General features: G+C 71.5%; 11 protein-coding genes and 2 pseudogenes. 10 read left to right on the forward strand and 3 right to left on the reverse strand.

All coding sequences use genetic code 11. The features are described 5' to 3' along the window. The first annotated feature begins 162 nt into the window (after window positions 1-162). The 6 genes from N8I84_RS28600 (at window position 163) to N8I84_RS28625 (ending at window position 7,415) form a co-directional block, all read left to right on the forward strand. Window positions 163-1,719, forward strand: coding sequence for a gamma-aminobutyraldehyde dehydrogenase (locus N8I84_RS28600; protein ID WP_390898955.1), 1,557 nt, complete (start codon window positions 163-165; stop codon window positions 1,717-1,719). 67 nt (window positions 1,720-1,786) lie between these two features. Further along, window positions 1,787-3,034, forward strand: coding sequence for a polyamine ABC transporter substrate-binding protein (locus N8I84_RS28605; protein WP_263232318.1), 1,248 nt, complete (start codon window positions 1,787-1,789; stop codon window positions 3,032-3,034). Between the two features lie 5 nt (window positions 3,035-3,039). After that, window positions 3,040-4,224 carry an ABC transporter ATP-binding protein gene (locus N8I84_RS28610; RefSeq protein WP_263232319.1) on the forward strand — a complete coding sequence of 395 codons (1,185 nt, stop codon included), beginning with the start codon at window positions 3,040-3,042 and terminating at the stop codon, window positions 4,222-4,224. Then, entirely contained in the window at window positions 4,224-5,156 is a 933-nt protein-coding gene (locus N8I84_RS28615; RefSeq protein ID WP_263232320.1) for an ABC transporter permease, read from the forward strand. The genes N8I84_RS28610 and N8I84_RS28615 overlap by 1 nt, the downstream gene beginning before the upstream one ends. Window positions 5,157-5,158: 2 nt before the next feature. Further along, the gene (locus tag N8I84_RS28620; protein ID WP_263232321.1) at window positions 5,159-5,959 is read left to right on the forward strand and encodes an ABC transporter permease; all 801 of its coding nucleotides are present in this window, start codon (window positions 5,159-5,161) and stop codon (window positions 5,957-5,959) included. Between the two features lie 37 nt (window positions 5,960-5,996). Next, the gene (locus N8I84_RS28625; protein ID WP_263232322.1) at window positions 5,997-7,415 is read left to right on the forward strand and encodes an NAD(P)/FAD-dependent oxidoreductase; all 1,419 of its coding nucleotides are present in this window, start codon (window positions 5,997-5,999) and stop codon (window positions 7,413-7,415) included. Window positions 7,416-7,432: 17 nt separating this feature from the next. Here the strand turns inward: N8I84_RS28625 and N8I84_RS28630 are convergent, their stop codons facing one another. Further along, window positions 7,433-8,074 (reverse strand): phosphatase PAP2 family protein, encoded by a 642-nt coding sequence (locus N8I84_RS28630; protein WP_390898956.1) that lies wholly within the window; start codon window positions 8,072-8,074, stop codon window positions 7,433-7,435. Between the two features lie 104 nt (window positions 8,075-8,178). On the opposite strand from N8I84_RS28630, the gene N8I84_RS28635 reads away from it, so the two are divergent. Beyond that, window positions 8,179-8,607, forward strand: coding sequence for a DUF5959 family protein (locus tag N8I84_RS28635; protein WP_263232323.1), 429 nt, complete (start codon window positions 8,179-8,181; stop codon window positions 8,605-8,607). Window positions 8,608-8,931: 324 nt separating this feature from the next. Here N8I84_RS28635 and gabT read toward each other — a convergent pair whose 3' ends face one another. After that, window positions 8,932-10,266 (reverse strand): 4-aminobutyrate--2-oxoglutarate transaminase, encoded by a 1,335-nt coding sequence (gene gabT / locus N8I84_RS28640; RefSeq protein ID WP_263232324.1) that lies wholly within the window; start codon window positions 10,264-10,266, stop codon window positions 8,932-8,934. 290 nt (window positions 10,267-10,556) lie between these two features. Here gabT and N8I84_RS28645 point away from each other — a divergent pair. From N8I84_RS28645 to N8I84_RS28655, 3 genes and pseudogenes are all read left to right on the forward strand, one after another. Then, window positions 10,557-12,673: pseudogene (locus tag N8I84_RS28645) on the forward strand (ATP-binding protein). Between the two features lie 135 nt (window positions 12,674-12,808). Beyond that, a pseudogene (locus N8I84_RS28650) lies at window positions 12,809-14,488 on the forward strand (PucR family transcriptional regulator). 195 nt (window positions 14,489-14,683) lie between these two features. Continuing rightward, a complete protein-coding gene (locus tag N8I84_RS28655) occupies window positions 14,684-16,129 on the forward strand; it encodes an aldehyde dehydrogenase family protein (RefSeq protein ID WP_263232325.1) in 1,446 nt (481 codons plus the stop codon). 76 nt (window positions 16,130-16,205) lie between these two features. Here the strand turns inward: N8I84_RS28655 and N8I84_RS28660 are convergent, their stop codons facing one another. After that, window positions 16,206-19,037, reverse strand: coding sequence for a glycoside hydrolase family 3 C-terminal domain-containing protein (locus N8I84_RS28660; RefSeq protein WP_263232326.1), 2,832 nt, complete (start codon window positions 19,035-19,037; stop codon window positions 16,206-16,208). Window positions 19,038-19,093: the final 56 nt, after the last annotated feature.

The following is a 19,093-nucleotide window of genomic DNA, read 5'->3' on the forward strand; positions in this document are numbered from 1 at the left end:
CAGCACTCGACACCTGGTCGACAGATTCCGTCGCGTAACCAAAAGGCAACAACGGAATCACTTGTTGACCTCCCCTCCCTCTGTCAGGATCGGCACTCACATCGAGCCGAAGCTACGCCGACCCCTGCAGCGCACGCGGGGACGGCGGCGGAGGAGAGCGACATGCAGAACCCCGGCAACGCCGGCGACGCCGACACCCGCCTGATGATGCGTGACGACGTACAGGAACGTTTCGCGGACGGTGCGCAGTACATCGCGGGCCGGCCGGCCACGGGCACCTCGGGCCGTACGCACTCGGTGATCGACCCGTCCACCGGCACCGAGGTGTACACCTACGAACTGGCCGGCACCGACGACGTCGACCGTGCCGTGGCCGCAGCCCGCGCAGCCTTCCCCGAGTGGTCCGCGGCGACCCCGGGCGAACGCTCCGACGCCCTGCACCGGTTCGCCGCCGTCCTCGCCGACCGCGCCGAGGATGTCGCCCGCGTCGAATCGCTCCAGTGCGGGAAACCGCTGAAGCTCACGCGGGAGTTCGACGTACCCGGCACGATCGACAACACCGCCTTCTTCGCCGGTGCCGCCCGCCACCTGCAAGGGCAGTCCGCCGGTGAGTACTCCGGCGACCACACCTCCTACGTCCGCCGCGAACCCATCGGCGTCATCGGTTCCATCGCGCCCTGGAACTACCCCCTCCAGATGGCCGCCTGGAAGATCCTCCCGGCGATCGCCGCGGGCAACACGATCGTCCTGAAACCGGCCGAGCTGACCCCGCTGACCTCCCTGCTCTTCGCGCGGGCCGCCACGTACGCCGGCATCCCGGACGGTGTCATCAACATCGTGACCGGCACCGGCAAGGAGGCCGGCGAGCATCTCGTCGGTCACCCCGACGTGGCCATGACCTCCTTCACCGGTTCGACCACGGTCGGCAGGCGCGTCGCCGAGATCGCCACCGCGACCGTCAAGCGCCTCCACCTGGAACTCGGCGGCAAGGCCCCCTTCGTCGTCTTCGACGACGCGGACCTGGAGGCCGCCGTGCACGGCGCGGTCGCGGGCGCCCTCATCAACACCGGCCAGGACTGCACGGCCGCCACGCGCGCGTACGTGCAACGGTCTCTCTACGAGGAGTTCGTCGCGCGGACCGCCGCCCTCATGGAGACCGTCCGGCTCGGCGACCCGTTCGCTCCCGGCACCGACCTGGGCCCGCTGATCTCGCACGTCCAGCGGGACCGTGTGGCCGGCTTCGTCGACCGGGCGCGTGCCTACGCGCGCGTGGTGACCGGCGGGGAGGCCCCCGGGGGCGACCTCAAGGACGGCGCGTACTATCGGCCCACCCTGATCGCCGACGCACCCCAGGACAGCGAGATCGTCCAGTCCGAGATCTTCGGGCCCGTGCTGGTCGTCCTGCCCTTCGACAGCGATGACGAGGGCATCCGGCTCGCCAACGACACCCCTTACGGCCTCGCCGCCTCCGCCTGGACGCGGGACGTCTACCGGGCGAACCGCGCGACCCGCGAGATCAGATCGGGCTGCGTCTGGGTCAACGACCACATCCCGATCATCAGCGAGATGCCCCACGGCGGCTTCGACGCGTCCGGCTTCGGCAAGGACATGTCCTCCTACTCGTTCGAGGAATACACCCAGATCAAGCACGTCATGTTCGACAACACGGCGGTGGCCCGCAAGGACTGGCACCGCACGATCTTCGGGGACCGCCAATAGACGGCCGCCCGACCCGCGGCCGCACACCCTCCCGAAAGGGCACCACCTCCGAAAGGGCACCACGCGCATGGAGCAGTACGAGCCCGACCGCCTGACCCCGGCCCAAGTGGCCGCCATGCGGCGCAGTTTCCGCAGCGGCAGGGCCGCCCTGACCCGCCGTTCGCTGCTGCGCGCCTCCGCGGGCGGTGTGCTCGCCGTGGGCGGCCTGGGGGCGCTGAGCGCCTGCGGCATCCCGCCGGCCGGCAAGACACAGGGCGGCACGTCCACCCAGGACTTCTCGGCGAAGGAGAAGGTCGTCAACTTCTCCAACTGGCCCGAGTACATCGACGTGGACGACAGCGGCAAGCACCACCCGACGCTCGACACGTTCGCCCGGCGGACCGGGATCAAGGTCAAATACACCGAGGACATCAACGACAACAACGAGTTCTTCGGCAAGATCAAGCCGCAGCTCGCCGCGGGCCAGGACACCGGCCGCGACCTCATCGTCCTCACCGACTGGCTGGCCGCCCGGCTGATCCGCCTGGGCTGGGTGCAGAAACTGGACCCGTCCAACCTGCCGCACGCCTTCGCCAACCTGTCGGCCCAGTTCCGAAGCCCCGACTGGGACCCCGGCCGCGCCTACTCCTACCCCTGGCAGGGCATCGACACGGTCATCGCCTTCAACAAGAAGGCGCTCGACGGCATCGAGGTCAGGTCGGTGTCCGACCTGCTCGACAACCCCAAGCTCAAGGGCCGAGTCGGCTTCCTGTCGGAGATGCGCGACAGCGTCGGCATGACGATGCTCGACATGGGCAAGGACCCCGCGAAGTTCACCGACGACGACTTCGACGCGGTGATGGCCCGCCTGCAGAAGGCCGTCGACAAGGGCCAGATCCGCCGCTTCACCGGCAACGACTACACGTCCGACCTCACCAAGGGCGACCTGGCCGCCTGCGTCGCCTGGGGCGGCGACGTCGTCCAGCTCAAGGCGGACAGCCCGGACGTCGACTACGTCATCCCGGACAGCGGCTACATGACGTCGACCGACAACCTGCTGATCCCCAACAAGGCGCGCCACAAGAGCAACGCCGAGAGGCTCATCGACTTCTACTACGAGCCCGAGCAGGCCGCCGCGCTCGCCGCCTACATCAACTACGTGTCCCCCGTCGACGGCGTGAAGGACCACCTCGCGAAGATCGACAAGTCGGCGGCGAACAACCCGCTGATCATTCCCGACAAGGCCATGGCCGCCAAGTCCCACGCCTTCCGCTCGCTGACGCAGAAGGAAGAGACGGCCTACGAAGAGAAGTTCGCGAAGCTCACAGGGGCGTGACGACGATGACCACCACGACAGACACCGGCGCCGACGTCCGCCTGACGGGCATCAGCAAGACCTACGGCTCCTTCACCGCCGTGCACCCGCTCGACCTGACCGTGCCGCAGGGCTCCTTCTTCGCCCTGCTCGGCGCCTCCGGCTGCGGCAAGACCACGACCCTGCGCATGATCGCCGGCCTGGAGGAGCCCACGAGCGGCGCCGTCCACCTCGGCGACCAGGACGTCACCCACCTGCCGCCGTACAAACGCCCGGTGAACACGGTCTTCCAGTCCTACGCCCTCTTCCCGCACCTGGACATCTTCGAGAACGTCGCCTTCGGCCTGCGCCGGCGCGGCATCAAGTCGGTGAAGAAGCAGGTCGAGGACATGCTGGAGCTGGTGCAGCTCGGCGAGCAGGCGCGCAAGAAGCCGCACCAGCTCTCCGGCGGGCAGCAGCAGCGCGTCGCCGTGGCCCGTGCGCTGATCAACCACCCCAAGGTGCTCCTCCTGGACGAGCCGCTCGGCGCCCTCGACCTCAAGCTGCGCCGCCAGATGCAACTGGAGCTCAAGCGGATCCAGACCGAGGTCGGCATCACCTTCATCCATGTCACGCACGACCAGGAGGAGGCCATGACGATGGCCGACACGGTCGCCGTGATGAACGCGGGCCGGGTCGAGCAACTCGGCTCGCCCACCGACCTGTACGAGAACCCGCGGACGACGTTCGTCGCCAACTTCCTCGGCACCTCCAACCTGATCGAGGCCGAGGTCGACTCCAGATACGGCGAGGAGATCGTCCTCAAGGCGGGCGGCGGCAAGCTGACCCTGCCCAAGGCGCGCTGCTCCGCGCCGACGAGCCCCGGCGGCAAGGTCCTGGTCGGGGTCCGCCCGGAGAAGGTCTCCCTCACCCACGCCGACGACGCGGGCGAGGTCCCCGAGGGCCGCAACCGCATCACCGGCAAGATCGCCGACGCGAGTTTCATCGGCGTCTCAACCCAGTACGTCGTCGACAGCCCGGTCTGCCCGGAGTTCGCGGTCTACGCCCAGAACATCGACCGTGACCCCCGTCTGGTGCCCGGCGCGGAGGTCGTCCTGCACTGGAGCCCGGCCCACACCTTCGGCCTGGACGCCGCCCAGTCCCTGCTTGCCGGGACGACGGGCGACGCCGGCGTCGAGACCGTGGAGCCGGAAGAGGGGGTGGCCGCCTGATGGCCGCCGTCACCGAGGCGCCCCCGCCCCTCGCGCCCACCGCCCCCCGGAAGCAGAAGCCCCCGCGCAGACGGGGCCGCCTCACGCCGTACTGGCTGCTGCTGCCCGGCATCCTGTGGCTGCTGGTCTTCTTCGCGCTGCCGATGATCTACCAGGCGTCCACGTCGGTGCAGACGGGCTCCCTGGAGCAGGGATACAAGGTCACCTGGCACTTCGCCACCTACTGGGACGCGCTGTCCGCGTACTGGCCGCAGTTCGTGCGGTCCGTCCTCTACGCGGCCGCCGCGACACTGCTGTGTCTGCTCCTCGGCTACCCGCTCGCGTACCTCATCGCCTTCCGCGCGGGCCGCTGGCGGAACCTGATCATGATCCTGGTGATCGCGCCGTTCTTCACCAGCTTCCTGATCCGTACGCTCGCCTGGAAGACGATCCTCGCGGACGGCGGACCGGTCGTCGGCGCCCTGAACACCCTGCACGTCCTGGACGTCACCAACTGGCTCGGCTGGACCTCCGGCGACCGCGTGCTCGCCACCCCGCTCGCGGTGGTGTGCGGACTGACGTACAACTTCCTGCCGTTCATGATCCTGCCGCTGTACACCTCGCTGGAGCGCATCGACCCGCGCCTGCACGAGGCGGCCGGCGACCTGTACGCCCGGCCCTTCACCACCTTCCGGAAGGTCACCTTCCCGCTGTCGATGCCGGGCGTGGTCTCCGGCACCCTGCTGACCTTCATCCCGGCGGCCGGCGACTACGTGAACGCCGATCTCCTCGGCTCCACGGACACCCGCATGGTCGGCAACGTCATCCAGACACAGTTCCTGACCGTCCTCGACTATCCGAAGGCCGCAGCCCTCTCCTTCATCCTGATGGCCGCGATCCTCGTCATGGTCACGGTCTACATCCGCAGGTCCGGCACGGAGGATCTGGTTTAAAGATGACCTTCCTCAACTGGCTCAAGCGCCATCTCGTCGTCATCGCCGGGCTGCTGACGCTCGGATATCTCCTGCTTCCGAACGTCGTCGTCACGGTGTTCTCCTTCAACAAGCCGACGGGCCGCTTCAATTACGAGTGGCAGCAGTTCTCCATGGAGGCCTGGAAGGATCCGTGCGGCGTCGCCGGAATGTGCGGCTCGCTGGCGGTCAGCCTCCAGATCGCCGTGTGGGCGACGCTCGGCGCCACGGTCCTCGGCACGATGATCGCCTTCGCGCTGGTCCGCTACCGCTTCCGCGCGCGCGGTGCCGTGAACTCGCTGATCTTCCTGCCGATGGCGATGCCCGAGGTCGTCATGGCGGCCTCGCTGCTCACCCTGTTCCTCAACATGGGTGCTCAGCTCGGCTTCTGGACCATCCTGATCGCGCACATCATGTTCTGCCTCAGCTTCGTCGTCACCGCGGTCAAGGCCCGCGTGATGTCGATGGACCCGAGGCTGGAACAGGCGGCGCAGGACCTGTACGCGGGCCCGGCACAGACGTTCCTGAGGGTCACGCTCCCCATCGCCGCCCCCGGAATCGCCGCGGGCGCGCTGCTGGCCTTCGCACTGTCCTTCGACGATTTCATCATCACCAATTTCAACGCGGGCTCCACCGTCACCTTCCCCATGTTCGTGTGGGGTTCGGCGCAGCGCGGCACGCCCGTCCAGATCAATGTCATCGGCACGACGATGTTCATCGTCGCCGTCCTGTTCGTGCTGGCGTCCATGACCGTCGGCAACCGCAGAAAGCGCCAGAAGGCGTAGTCCACCGTTCCTTGGAATTCCGTAGGGAGTTGACATCATGGCCCCGAGCGCCATGACCCGTTGGACGAGATCCCTCTCCGAAGCCCGGCCGGTCCCGTACTGGCTGGACGACCCCGCAAGGCCCGGCCCCGAGCCCGCGCTCACCGGCGCCGAGACCTGCGACCTGCTGGTCGTCGGCGGCGGCTACAGCGGACTGTGGACCGCGCTGACCGCCAAGGAGCGCGACCCCGGACGGGACGTGGTGCTGGTGGAGGGCCGTGAGGTGGGCTGGGCCGCCTCCGGCCGCAACGGAGGCTTCTGCGCCGCCTCCCTCACCCACGGCCCGGCCAACGGCCTTGCCCGCTGGCCGGACGAGATCCACAAGCTGCAGGAACTGGGCGCCCGCAACCTCGACGAGATCGAGAAGACGGTCGCCCGCCACTCGCTGGACTGCGACTTCGAGCGCACCGGCGAGATCGACGTGGCGACCGAGACGTACCAGGCGTGGGAACTGAAGGACTGGCACGAGGAGATGGAACGCCGGGGCCTCGCCGACGGCGTCGAGTACCTGGACACGGACGCGGTACGGGAACAGGTCGACTCGCCGACCTTCCTGGCGGGCCTGTACGACCGCCGGGGCGTGGCCCTGGTGCACCCGGCGAAGCTCGCCTGGGGCCTCAAGCGGGCCTGCCTGCGGCTCGGCGTCCGCATCCACGAGCACACGCCCGCCCTCACCCTGAAGCCGTACGGCGCCGGCATGGCCGTCCGCACCCCGTACGGCGAGGTGCGCGCGCGGCGCGTCGCGCTCGGCACGAACGTCTTCCCGAACCTGGTGCGGCGCGTCCGCTCGTACACGATCCCGGTCTACGACTACGCGCTCATGACCGAGCCGCTCACCGCCGACCAGCTGGCCTCGGTCGGCTGGAAGAACCGCCAGGGCCTCGGGGACTCGGCGAACCAGTTCCACTACTTCCGGCTCTCGGCCGACAACCGCATCCTGTGGGGCGGCTACGACGCGATCTACCCGTACGGCGGCCGGGTGCGCGCCGAGTACGACGACCGTCCGGAGACGTACGCCAAGCTCGCCGGGCACTTCTTCACCTGCTTCCCGCAGCTGGAGGGCGTCCGCTTCACCCACGCGTGGGGCGGGGCGATCGACACCTGCTCGCGCTTCTCGCCGTTCTTCGGCACGGCCCACCAGGGGCGGGTGGCGTACGCGGCCGGCTACACGGGCCTCGGCGTCGGCGCGACCCGCTTCGGCGCGGAGGTGATGCTCGACCTGCTGGCGGGGGAGCGCACCGAGCGGACCGAACTCCAGATGGTCCGCAGGAAGCCACTGCCGTTCCCGCCGGAGCCGTTCGCCTGGACGGGCATCGCGCTGACGAAGTGGTCGCTGGCGCGGGCGGACGCGCACGCGGGGCGGCGCAATCTGTGGCTGAGGACCATGGACAGACTGGGCCTGGGCTTCGACAGCTGAGGACCTGCCGCCGACCCCTACGGTCTGTCCTGTCGGGTGAGGAACACCGCGAGCCCGGTCAGCAGCACGGCGCACAGGCACCAACTGGCCATGACGTCCAGGGGCCAGTGATAGCCGTGGCGGACCAGGCCGAAGGCCACACCGAGGTTGAGGGCGAGGCAGGCGAGGAGCACGCCGCGGCGGGCGTACGCAGTGCGCAGCCAGGGCCACAGGACGAGGGCCGCAGCACCGTAGGCGACGGCGGCGGTGGCCGTGTGGCCGGAGGGAAAGAAGCCGGTGGCCGGGCCCATCAGGGGTGGGCCCGGCCGGGCGACGAGGTCCTTGAGCGGGACGACGACCACCGGGACGACGGCCATCAGGACGGCCGCGGCGACGGACGGCAGCCACCACCGCCGCGTACCGGCGCGCCGGGCACGCCAGGCGGCGCAGGCGAGCACCGCGGCGAGGACCGGGACGGCGACGGAGACGTTCCCCAGGTCGGCGAGAACCCCGGAGACCCGGTCGGGCCGGACCAGGTCCCCGCTCAGCCGCCGGTCCGCCCGCGCGAGCGGCCCCTGAGTGACGACCTGCCAGGTGAGGAGGAGGAAGAGGAGGACGGCGGTGGCCAGGACACAGGCCGGCCACCTGCGGTGGGGGGCGGGTTCTCGTGACGACGACACGTCTGACAGCTTCACACCGGCCGGCCGGGCCGCCGTGGTCGGGTCCCGCCCGGTGTCGGTGGCGGCGGTTAGTGTGGGGCAGCACTCGAGTGGGGGAGGCTGGAATGGCCGATGCGCCGATCGACCTGATGCGCCTGGAAGGCGAGGGCAACAGCGTCGTGCTCAGGATCACCGGTATGGAGCCGCGGAAGGATCCGGAAGCGGCCCCTGTACTGACCGGGGAGTTCCTGGTGGACACACCGTTCGTGCGGGGCAGTGTCGCCGCCTGGCTCCTGCCCGAGGACCTGCGGCAGTGGCAGCAGGCCCTGGACGCGCTGGACGCCGGCCGGGACATCGCCTGGCGTGAGGGCACACGGGGTCCCCGGCTGTTCGTCGAACGCGCCGAGGACGGCGAGCGGTGCCGCGTCACCGTCGAGGACGCCTCGACGTCGTTGACCACGGTGACCGTGACGGTCCCCTTGAAGGACGAGTGGTTCGACGACGCGTACCACCGCCTGGACCTGATCTGGGACGCCTGGCCGCTGAACGGGTGAGGCGGGACGCGGGACGGCCGCCCCGGAACAGGGGGGGTGGTTCCGGGGCGGCCGTAGTGACCGGGTTGCCGCCCGCCCCGGGGGGTTTGGGGCGTGCGGCCGTCCGATCATGAGGAGATCCGGAGCCGAAGGCTCCTTGTGTGCGCGAGGGCACGACCAGGTCGAAGCTGGGGAGGCCCCGGCCCAGTGCCGCCCACAGTCCCCTGTGGGCGGGTGTATCTCTCATCTGGGTAGAACCTACGGCAGGGAAAACCGCTCCGACAGTCGGAATCGCGTCCCGCCATGCACCTCGCACACCTTCTTCACACCCCCTGACCTTGGTGGTCAGATGCGTGCGAACGCCTGCTCGATGATGTCCAGTCCCTCGTTCAGCAGATCCTGACCGATCACCAGCGGCGGCAGGAAGCGCAGCACGTTGCCGTAGGTGCCACAGGTCAGGACCAGCAGGCCCTCCTGGTGGCAGGCCTTGGCGAGCGCCGAGGTCGCCTCCGGGTTCGGCTCCTTCGTCGTACGGTCCTTCACCAGCTCGATCGCGATCATCGCGCCGCGGCCGCGGACGTCGCCGATCACGTCGAACTTCTCGGCCATCGCCGTCAGGCGGGCCTTCATGGTGTCCTCGATCTCCTTCGCCCGGGCGTTGAGGTCGAGCTCCTTCATCGTCTCGATCGCGCCGAGCGCGCCCGCGCAGGCGACCGGGTTGCCGCCGTAGGTGCCGCCCAGGCCGCCCGCGTGCGCGGCGTCCATGATCTCGGCGCGGCCGGTGACCGCGGCGAGCGGGAGGCCGCCCGCGATGCCCTTGGCCGTGGTGATCAGGTCCGGGACGATGCCCTCGTCCTCGCACGCGAACCACTGGCCGGTGCGGCAGAAGCCCGACTGGATCTCGTCGGCGACGAAGACGATGCCGTTGTCCGTGGCGAACTTCCGCAGCGCGGGCAGGAAGCCCTTCGCCGGCTCGATGAAGCCGCCCTCGCCGAGCACCGGCTCGATGATGATCGCGGCCACGTTGTCCGCGCCGACCTGCTTGGTGATCTGGTCGATGGCCTGCGCGGCGGCCTCGGGGCCGCAGTTCTCCGGGCCGGTCGGCCAGCGGTAGGCGTACGCCATCGGCATCCGGTAGACCTCGGGCGCGAACGGGCCGAAACCGTGCTTGTACGGCATGTTCTTCGCCGTGAGCGCCATCGTGAGGTTCGTGCGGCCGTGGTAGCCGTGGTCGAAGACGACGACCGCCTGGCGCTTGGTGTACGCGCGGGCGATCTTGACCGCGTTCTCGACGGCCTCGGCGCCCGAGTTGAACAGCGCCGACTTCTTGGCGTGGTCACCCGGCGTGAGCTCGGCCAGCGCCTCGGCGACGGCCACGTAGCCCTCGTACGGCGTGACCATGAAACAGGTGTGCGTGAAGTCCTGCAGCTGGGCGGAGGCCCGGCGTACGACGGCCTCGGCGGAGGCGCCCACGGACGTCACGGCGATGCCGGAGCCGAAGTCGATCAGCCGGTTGCCGTCGACGTCCTCGATGATCCCGCCGCCCGCGCGCGTGGTGAAGACCGGCAGCACGGAGCCCACGCCCTGCGCGACCGCGGCGGTGCGACGGGCCTGCAGCTCGAGCGACTTCGGGCCGGGGATGGCGGTGACGACGCGACGCTCCTGCGGAAGTGCGGTCATGAGGGCTCCCTGATGATCTTGCGTTCGGCATGTCGACGGTCGTGTCGACGTAGGTGTTTTTCGGACGCTTGCCTTCTTTTCTCGCAGGCTAAGACGGGCCGCAGAGGGTGGGCATGCTCCATGTGGGCGCCTTGCGCGCGCCCGCTTGTCCGCCGTGGACATAGCGGTGGACCCGACGGAAGGGGACGCGTCACCGGACACCCGGTCGCGTATGCGGTGAACTCCCCTTGCGCAGACGTTAGATTGACTCGCTGATGGTGGACGGAGCGGCTGGTCAGGGGGCGAAGGCGATGGACAGCGACGGAACGCAGGACGCACGGAGCACACGGGCCGGTCCCGTGCCGCGTCCGGCGGGGCCGCCCCCGGTGCCGCCCCGCCCGGCGCACGCCCCGGGGCTGCCGCCGCGGCCGGACGGCTCGGCGTTCCTGGCCTGGCTGCGGGCGCCACGGCCGCCCGCGCTGCCCGGCGTGTGGCGCTTCGGGCACCGGCCACGGCCCGAGCAGGAACCGGAGCTGATCCCGACGCGGCAGCTGCTCAGCGGAGCGCTGATCGCCTTCCTGGTCGGCTGGCTGATCTGGTCGCTGCTGTGGAACGGCTACCTCGGCGGCTGGTGGGTGGTACCGCTGGACCTCTTCACCCCCGACTCCTGGCGGCACAGCAACGACCGCGTCGGCAACGCCGTCCTCTGGTACGGCTACTACACGGTGATCGCCCTGGCCATCATGTTCACGGTCGGCAAGCTCGGCCGCTGGGGCGAGGTCTGGCGCCGCTTCGGACCGCCCGCCTGGCGCCCCGCCGCCCCCGCGGCCGAGAAGCCCCCGGCGCCCGAGGACGACCCCGCCCGTTTCAACCAGCTCCGCGCCGCCGGGGCGCACGAGGCCGCCGACCGGCTCGCCGCCGAAGCGCACTCCGGGCTGATGCGCGACGTCGACCACGCCCGCATCACCCGCGCCTGGCAGGGCGTGCTCAGCGGGCGGCACGACCTGGCCACGTTCACAGGGGCGGTACTCAAGGACGGCGCCGCCGCCTGCCCGCACCCCTCCGGGGAGCGGGATCTGCCCGCCCGGCTCGCCCGCCACGACCTGTTCACCGGCCAGGTCCGGCTCGGCACCGCCGTGGACGACCCCCGCAACCCCTACGCCTACCGCGGCAGCGGACTCGCCCTCGGCCCCGACCTGCTCGCCACCTCCCTGGTCGCCGTGGGGCCCGCCGGGTCCGGCAAGACCAGCTCGCTGGTGTGGCCGCTCGCCGAGTCGCTGTGCCTGCAGGCGCTCACCGGGCGGGCCGCCGTCGTCGTGGTCGGTGCGGCGGCGCCGGGCTCGGACCGGCGGACGCCTACGACGTCGTCGTACGCGTCGGACACCCCGAATCCGTGTACGACCTGGACCTGTACGGCGGGACCACCGACCCGGACGAGGCGGCGTCCGTGCTCGCCGAGGCGCTCGTCGGCGACCTCGCCGACCCGCACCCCGGCGGGGACAGCCGCCGCTCCACCACCGTCCTCGCCCAGCTCCTCGGGCCCTACCGGGCCGTCCACGGCCGCTTCCCGTCCGTACCGGAGCTGCGCCAGCTCCTCGACGGCGCACCCGGGCCCCTCGCCGCCCTGCGCAAGGCCCTTCAGGACACCGGGCAGGACGCCCTGCTGCGCGAACTGGACGCGCGGGAGCGCCAGTCCCGGCACCCCGGTGACGTCGGCGGCGTCCTCGCCGACCGGGTCGCGCTGCTCGACCGGCCCGCCTTCGCACAGTTCTTCGACACCTCCGGGCAGACCCGGCCGTTCTCCCTGCGCGCCCTCGACCACCCGGTGCGGGTCCGCATCGACCTGCCCGAGCGCGGTCACGCCGACGCCTCGCGGATCCTCGCGCGACTGGTGCTCGCCCAGTTCACGGCCAGTGTCGCCACCCGTGAGGACCGGTCGCTGTTCGCCTGCCTGCTCCTCGACGACGCGAGCGGGATCGTCACGCCCGAGGCCGTCCGCGGGATCCAGCGGCTCAGGTCCGCGAACGCCGGTGTCGTCCTCACCCTGCGCACCCTGGACGACGTGCCCCGACCGCTGCGCGGGCCCCTGCTCGGCGCCACCGGGTGCCGGATGGCGCTGTCCGGCCTCACCCCATGGGACGGCCAGGACTTCGCCGAGGTGTGGGGCAAGGAGTGGACCGAGACCCGGGACGTCACCGATCGGCAGATCATCGCCGAGACCCCGGCGGGCAAGGCCCTGCACATGCTGCGCCGGGTGATCACCGGCCACGCGCCGACCGCGCGGGCGGTGACCGTCCGCCAGGTCGAGCGCGAGCGGTGGTCCGCGTCCGAACTGGCGCACGCCGTGCCGCCGGGGCACGCGGTGCTCTCCCTGACGAACGTGAAGGGCGAGCACGCCCCGCCGCTGCTGGTGGATCTACGGAACTGAGGGGGCTCAGGGCACGCGCCGACCGTACGGTGAGGCAGAATCGGCATAGGTCGTTCATACGCGGCGGCCAAAGGATCACAACGATCACACAATGATCGCACCGATCGCAGAGATCACACAGGACCCGAAGGCCCCATGCCCCTCACCCTCGCCTCGCTCGTCCACCACTCCGCGCTCAAGCTGACCGTGCGCGCGGGCGAGGACCGCCTGGACGTCCCCGTCCGCTGGGCACACGTCAGCGAACTCGCCGACCCCGTGCCCTACATGGAGGGCGGCGAACTGCTCCTGATCACCGCGCTGAAGCTGGACGCGGAGGACCCGGAGGCCATGCGCCGCTATGTGAAGCGGCTGGTGGGCGCAGGCGTGGTCGGCCTCGGCTTCGCCGTCGGCGTCAACTACGACGAGGTCCCCAAGGCCCTCGTGGACGCGGCCCGCGAGGAGGGGCTCCCGCTGCTCGAGGTGCCGCGCCGCACCCCGTTCCTCGCCATCAGCAAGGCCGTCTCCGCCGCGCTCGCCGCCGACCAGTACCGGGCCGTGACCGCAGGGTTCGCCGCGCAGCGCGAGCTGACCAGACAGGCCCTCATCGACGGCCCGGAGGGGCTCCTCGCCGCGCTCGCCGCCCAGGTCGACGGCTGGGCCGCGCTGTACGACGCCTCCGGCGCCGTCGTCGCCGCCGCGCCCGAGTGGGCGGGACGGCGCGCGGCACGGCTCACCCCCGACGTGGAGCGCCTGCGGGAGCGGTCCGCGCCGGCCACGTCCGTGGTCGGCGGGTCGAACGGAGAGGCGAACGGAGAGGACCGGGTCGAACTGCACTCCTCGGCACCGGACGGCGCCCGCGCGCCGCGCTCGCCGTGGGCACGGCCGCCCCGCTGGGCACCGCCGAGCGGTACGCCGTGCACTCCGCCATCGCCCTGCTCACCCTCACCACCGAACGCTCCGGGTCCCTGCACGCCGCCGAGCAGCGGATCGGCGGGGCCGTGCTGCGCATGCTGCTGGCCGGGCAGCCGGACCACGCCCGTGCCGTGGCCGGGGACCTGTACGGCGACCTGCTGGACGCGCCCTTCCGGGTGATCGTCGCCGAGTCGGCGTCCGCGTCGGCCGCCCGGGCGCACGCGGACGGGCACGCGCGCGTGGTGACCGCGCAGCCGACCGCCGCCGCGCTCGCGGCGGCCGACACGGACGGCGACCCTCTGGAAGGGCTCGCGGAGACCGTGGAGTCCGCCGCCGCCCGCACCGGCGAGGCCGTGCTCGTCGTGCCCGAGGGGAGGCCCGGCTCGTGATCCTCGCCGCCGACGGGGCGCCGCCGTCGCCGCCTGCCAGCAGTACGCGCCGGCGGTCCAGGCGGCCCGGGCCGCCGCCCGCGAGCAGTCGGCCACCGACGAGGACGAACTGGTGGTCGGGATGTCGGCGCCCGCGGGGCCGATAGCCGCGGCTGCCGCCTACAAACAGGCCGAACAGGCGCTCTCGGTGGCCCGGCGGCGCGGCCGGGCGCTGGTCGAGCACGAGGAACTGGCGACCGGATCGGTGCTGCCGCTGCTCCAGGACGACGCCGTCCGCGCCTTCGCCGACGGACTGCTGCGCGCCCTGCGCGAACACGACGCGACGGGCCGCGGCGACCTGGTCGCCTCGCTGCGGGCCTGGCTGTCCCGCCACGGCCAGTGGGACGCGGCGGCGGCCGACCTCGGCGTCCACCGCCACACGCTGCGTTACCGGATGCGCCGGGTCGAGGAGATCCTGGGCCGCTCCCTGGACGACCCGGACGTCCGGATGGAACTGTGGCTCGCGCTCAAGGCCACGGCAGCGGCGGGGGAGTGACGCCACCACCGGACGGCGGTCACCGCCGTACGGCACCGCCGGACGGCCCTGCGCGCAGCCCCGCTGTACATCGCGTAGAAGCCCGTCCGGGCAGTGCTACTCCCCGGACAAACGACCCCCGGACATCCCGGCCCTACCGTGGACCACGCAACCCCCAAGCACCAGCCAACCTCGGAAGGGCCGGGACTGAACGCTATGACTTCCACCCACGCCTTCTGGCTCGCCGGCCGCCAGGCCACCGGTGAGACCACCTTCGACGTCACCTCGCCGTGGGACGGCCGGCTCGTCGGCAAGGTCAGTGTCCCGACCGAGGCGCAGGTCGAGGAGGCCGTGGCCGCCGCGTACGCCGTGCGCGACGAGTTCGCCGCCACCCCGGCCCACGTCCGTGCCGCCGCCCTCGACCACGTCTCGAAGCGGCTCGCGGAGCGCACGGAGGAGATCGCGCAGCTGATCTCCGCCGAGAACGGCAAGCCCATCAAGTGGGCGCGCGGCGAGGTCGGCCGTGCCGTCTCCGTCTTCCGCTTCGCCGCCGAGGAGGCCCGCCGCTTCAACGGCGGCGAGGCCCAGCGCCTCGACACGGACGCCGGCGGCCAGGGCCGTCTGGCGCTGACCCGCCGCTTCCCCAAGGGCGTCGTCCTCGGCATCGCGCCGTTCAACTTCCCGCTGAACCTGTGCGCCCACAAGGTCGCCCCGGCGATCGCCGCCGGCGCCCCCATCATCCTCAAGCCCGCCCCGGCCACCCCGCTGTCCGGCCTGATCATCGGCGAGCTGCTCGCCGAGACCGAGCTGCCCGCCGGCTCCTGGTCGATCCTGCCGGTCCCCAACGACCGCATGCCCGCCCTCGTCCAGGACGAGCGCCTGCCGGTCATCTCCTTCACCGGCTCCGAGAAGGTCGGTTACGCGATCATGGACTCGGTGCCGCGCAAGCACTGCACGCTGGAACTGGGCGGCAACGGCGCGGCCGTCGTGCTCGCCGACTACGCGAGCGACGAGGACCTGGACTGGGCCGCGAACCGCATCGCCACCTTCTCCAACTACCAGGGCGGCCAGTCCTGCATCTCCGTGCAGCGCGTGATCGCCGACGCCTCGGTGTACGACCGGCTGCTGCCGCGCATCGTCGCCGCCGTCGAGGCCCAGGCCACCGGCGACCCCTCCGACGGCGCGACCGATGTCGGCCCGCTGATCAGCGAGGACGCCGCCAAACGCGTGGAGTCCTGGGTCGAGGAGGCGGTGAACGCGGGCGCCACGCTGCTCACCGGTGGCAAGCGGGACGGCGCCTCCTACGCGCCGACCGTCCTCACCGACGTCCCCGCCGATGTGACCATCTCCTGCGAGGAGGTCTTCGGGCCCGTCCTCACCGTGCAGAAGGTGGACGGCGAGGCGGCGGCGTTCGACGCGGTCAACGACTCCAAGTACGGCCTCCAGGCGGGCGTGTTCACCCACGACCTCCAGGTCGCCTTCCGCGCCCACCGCGCCCTCGAGGTCGGCGGCGTGGTCGTCGGCGACGTGCCGTCCTACCGCGCCGACCAGATGCCCTACGGCGGTGCCAAGCTGTCCGGTGTCGGGCGCGAGGGCGTGAAGTTCGCGATGGAGGACTACACCTACGAGCGGGTCCTGGTCCTGACGGGCCTCGCCCTCTGACCCCACCTGCTTGACCGACGGCCGGAGCCCGCTGTGCGGGGGCTCCGGCCGTCGGTGCGTCGGCTGGTCCGGACCCTCAACCGGAGAAGCCGACGTGCGCGAGCCGCAACGGGCCGCGCAGCCTGAGACGGACGTCGTGCACACCTGAGGCGGTGAAGGCGGCGTCCACGGTGGTGTAGTCGTACGGTCCGGTGGGTGCGGCGAGCGTGAGCACGGCCGGCGGATCGCCCCCGTCCAAGAGGACCTCGAGGGTCCCCTCGCCCGCGAGCTGCGCCGTCACGCCCGTGACGCCGTCCCCGAAGTCGCAGCGACGGAAGAGCAGTTCGCCCGTCCTGTCCTCCGCCGGTGCCACGGAGTCCCCCGACACCTTCGTACGGTCGACGATCAGCGTGTCCCGCTGCTCGTCGAAGTCGGCGGCCTCCAGGCCGCGTTCGCGCACCGGGCGCGGTCCGGCCGGCTCACCCGGCGGCTCGATCGTCGTTCGCAGCCGGATGTCCTCGCTCGACGCGCCCACCAGGATCTCGTACGGACCCGGTTCGAGCCGCCACCGCCCGTGCGCCACGTCCCAGAACTCCAAGGCGCTGAGCGGCACCTCGAAGGCCAGCTCCGCCGAGGCACCGGGCGCCAGGTGCACGCGCCGGTGGGCGACCAGCTCGCGGCGCGGACGCGGGACCGAGGGATCGACGGCCCGGGTGTACACCTGGGCGACCTCGTCGGCGGCCCGTGTGCTCGTGTTGGTCACCGTGAAGGAGACCGCCACCCGCCCGTCCCCCACCCGGGCGGCGAGGTCGCCGTAGGCGAAGGACGCGTACGACAGCCCGTGCCCGAACGGGAACAGCGGTGTTCCCTCGAAGTACAGATACGTCTGACGGCTGCCGATCACGTCGTAGTCGAGCAGATCGGGCAGGTCCGCGTCGTCCGCGTACCAGGTCTGGGGCAGACGGCCCGCGGGGGAGACGTCGCCGGACAGCACCCGGGCCAGCGCGGTGCCCGCGGCCTGGCCGCCGTGTGCCGTCCACAGCACGGCCGGGAGTTCCGTGGGATCGACCGCGTACGGGTACGCGGACACCAGCACCAAGGCCGTGCGCGGGTTCGCGGCGCGGGCCGCGCGCAGCAGCCGCTCCTGGTGATCGGGCAGGCGCAGCGTCGTGCGGTCCTCGGTCTCGCGGCCGTTCAGGTGGGGGTCGTTGCCCGCGAACACGAGCACCACGTCAGCACCCGCGGCCGCCCGGGTGACCGCGTCCTCGCCGCTCTCGACGACCTCCAGTTCGAAGACTTCCCTCTGGTCCTCGGCAACCTTCACGCCGTCGGCGGCGACCGACACGTACCCGCCCGTCCCGACATGCTTCAGGAGGTGGCCGCTGCCATGGGGTTCCAGGCGGAACGTCTCCTGGACGACCCAGCCGCCGGGCTGGTCCGCGGAGGCGCGGACGTAGCCGTCGTCGGCGACCGAGAGGTACCGCCCGTCGGGGGCGCGGAAGGTCAGCAGGCCCTCGCCCCAGTCGATCAGCGCGAGTTCGCTGCCGTGCTCGTCGGCGGTGAGCGGCGGCAGGTCCGTGCGGCCCTGCAGCAGCGCCGGGTCCAGGGCACCCTCGGCGCCGCGCACCTCGTCGTCGGCGTCGGCCACGGGCACCCGCAGATACGCACCGGTGGAGGTCTTCAGACGTACCCGGTCCACACCCTCCGCGAACTCCACGCGATCGGCGCCGAAGCGTTCGTACAGACCCTCCAGAGGCGTGGACCGGTGGATCAGCGTGCCGCTGTACCAGTCGAGCTTGCACTCGTCGGCGAGCAGCCCGACCGCCGCGACGCGCACGTCGTCGGCGAGGGGCAGCAGGCCGTCGTTCTTCAGCAGCACGACCGCCTGCTCGGCGGTCTCCTGGGCGAGTGCCCGATGGGCCGGGGTGTCGAAGTCCCGGGTCGCCGCATGCGGGTCCAGACGCGGGTCGAACTCCCCCAGCCGGAACCGCACCGAGAGCTGCCGGCGCACCGCCTGGTCGATGTCCTCCTCGGTCAGCAGACCCTTCACCAGCGCGTCCTTGATCCGCGCGACGATCGTCGAGCTGTCCGTGCCGTGATCGGTGAAGCTGTCGACGCCGGCCCGGACCGCCGCGGCCGTCGCCTCCTCGTGCGTGTCGAAGTAGTGCTCGGAGTCGACCAGGTTGGACGGCGCGCCCGCGTCCGAGCAGACCAGCAACTCCTGGTCGGTCCAGCGGCGCAGGTGCTCGCGCAGATACGGCGAGACATGGTTGGGGCGGCCGTTGACCAGGTTGTAGGCGGGCATCACCCCGGCCACCGAGCCCGCCTGAACGGCCTCACGGAACGCCCGCAGGTCGTACTCGTGCAGCACACGCGGACGGACCGAGGAGGAGGTGGTGTCGCGGTTCGTCTCGTTGTTGTGGGCGAGCCAGTGCTTGAGGACCGGGGCGGTGCGCCAGTACGTCGGATGGTCGCCGCGCAGACCGCGCGTGTACGCCGTCGCGATCGCAGAGGTCAGCTGCGGGTCCTCCGAGTAGCCCTCCTCGTTGCGGCCCCAGAGCGGGTGGCGCAGCAGGTTGACCGTGGGCGCCCAGACGTTCAGGCCGACGCGCTCGTCGCGGGCCCGCATCGCGCGGACCTCCTTGGAGACCGCTTCGCCGACCCGGCGCACCAAGTTGTCGTTCCAGGTCGCGCCGAGCCCGACCGCCTGCGGGAACACCGTCGCCGGGCCCATCCACGCCACTCCGTGCAGGGCCTCCTGGCCGGTGCGGAACGCGGCGATGCCGAGGCGCTCGACGGCCGGCACGAACTGGTGCAGGATCGCGATCCTCTCATCGAGCGTCAGCCGCGCCACCAGGTCGTCGATGCGCTTCACGAACGGCAGCTGCGGATCACGGAAAGAGGGTGCGGGCGGCGTCTGTGCGGTCACGTGGTGATCCTTCGGAGGTCGAGCGGCGGGGCGCTTTCGAAGCGCTTCGATGCTCA

It is taken from the genome of Streptomyces cynarae, from assembly GCF_025642135.1.
GTDB lineage: Bacteria > Actinomycetota > Actinomycetes > Streptomycetales > Streptomycetaceae > Streptomyces > Streptomyces cynarae.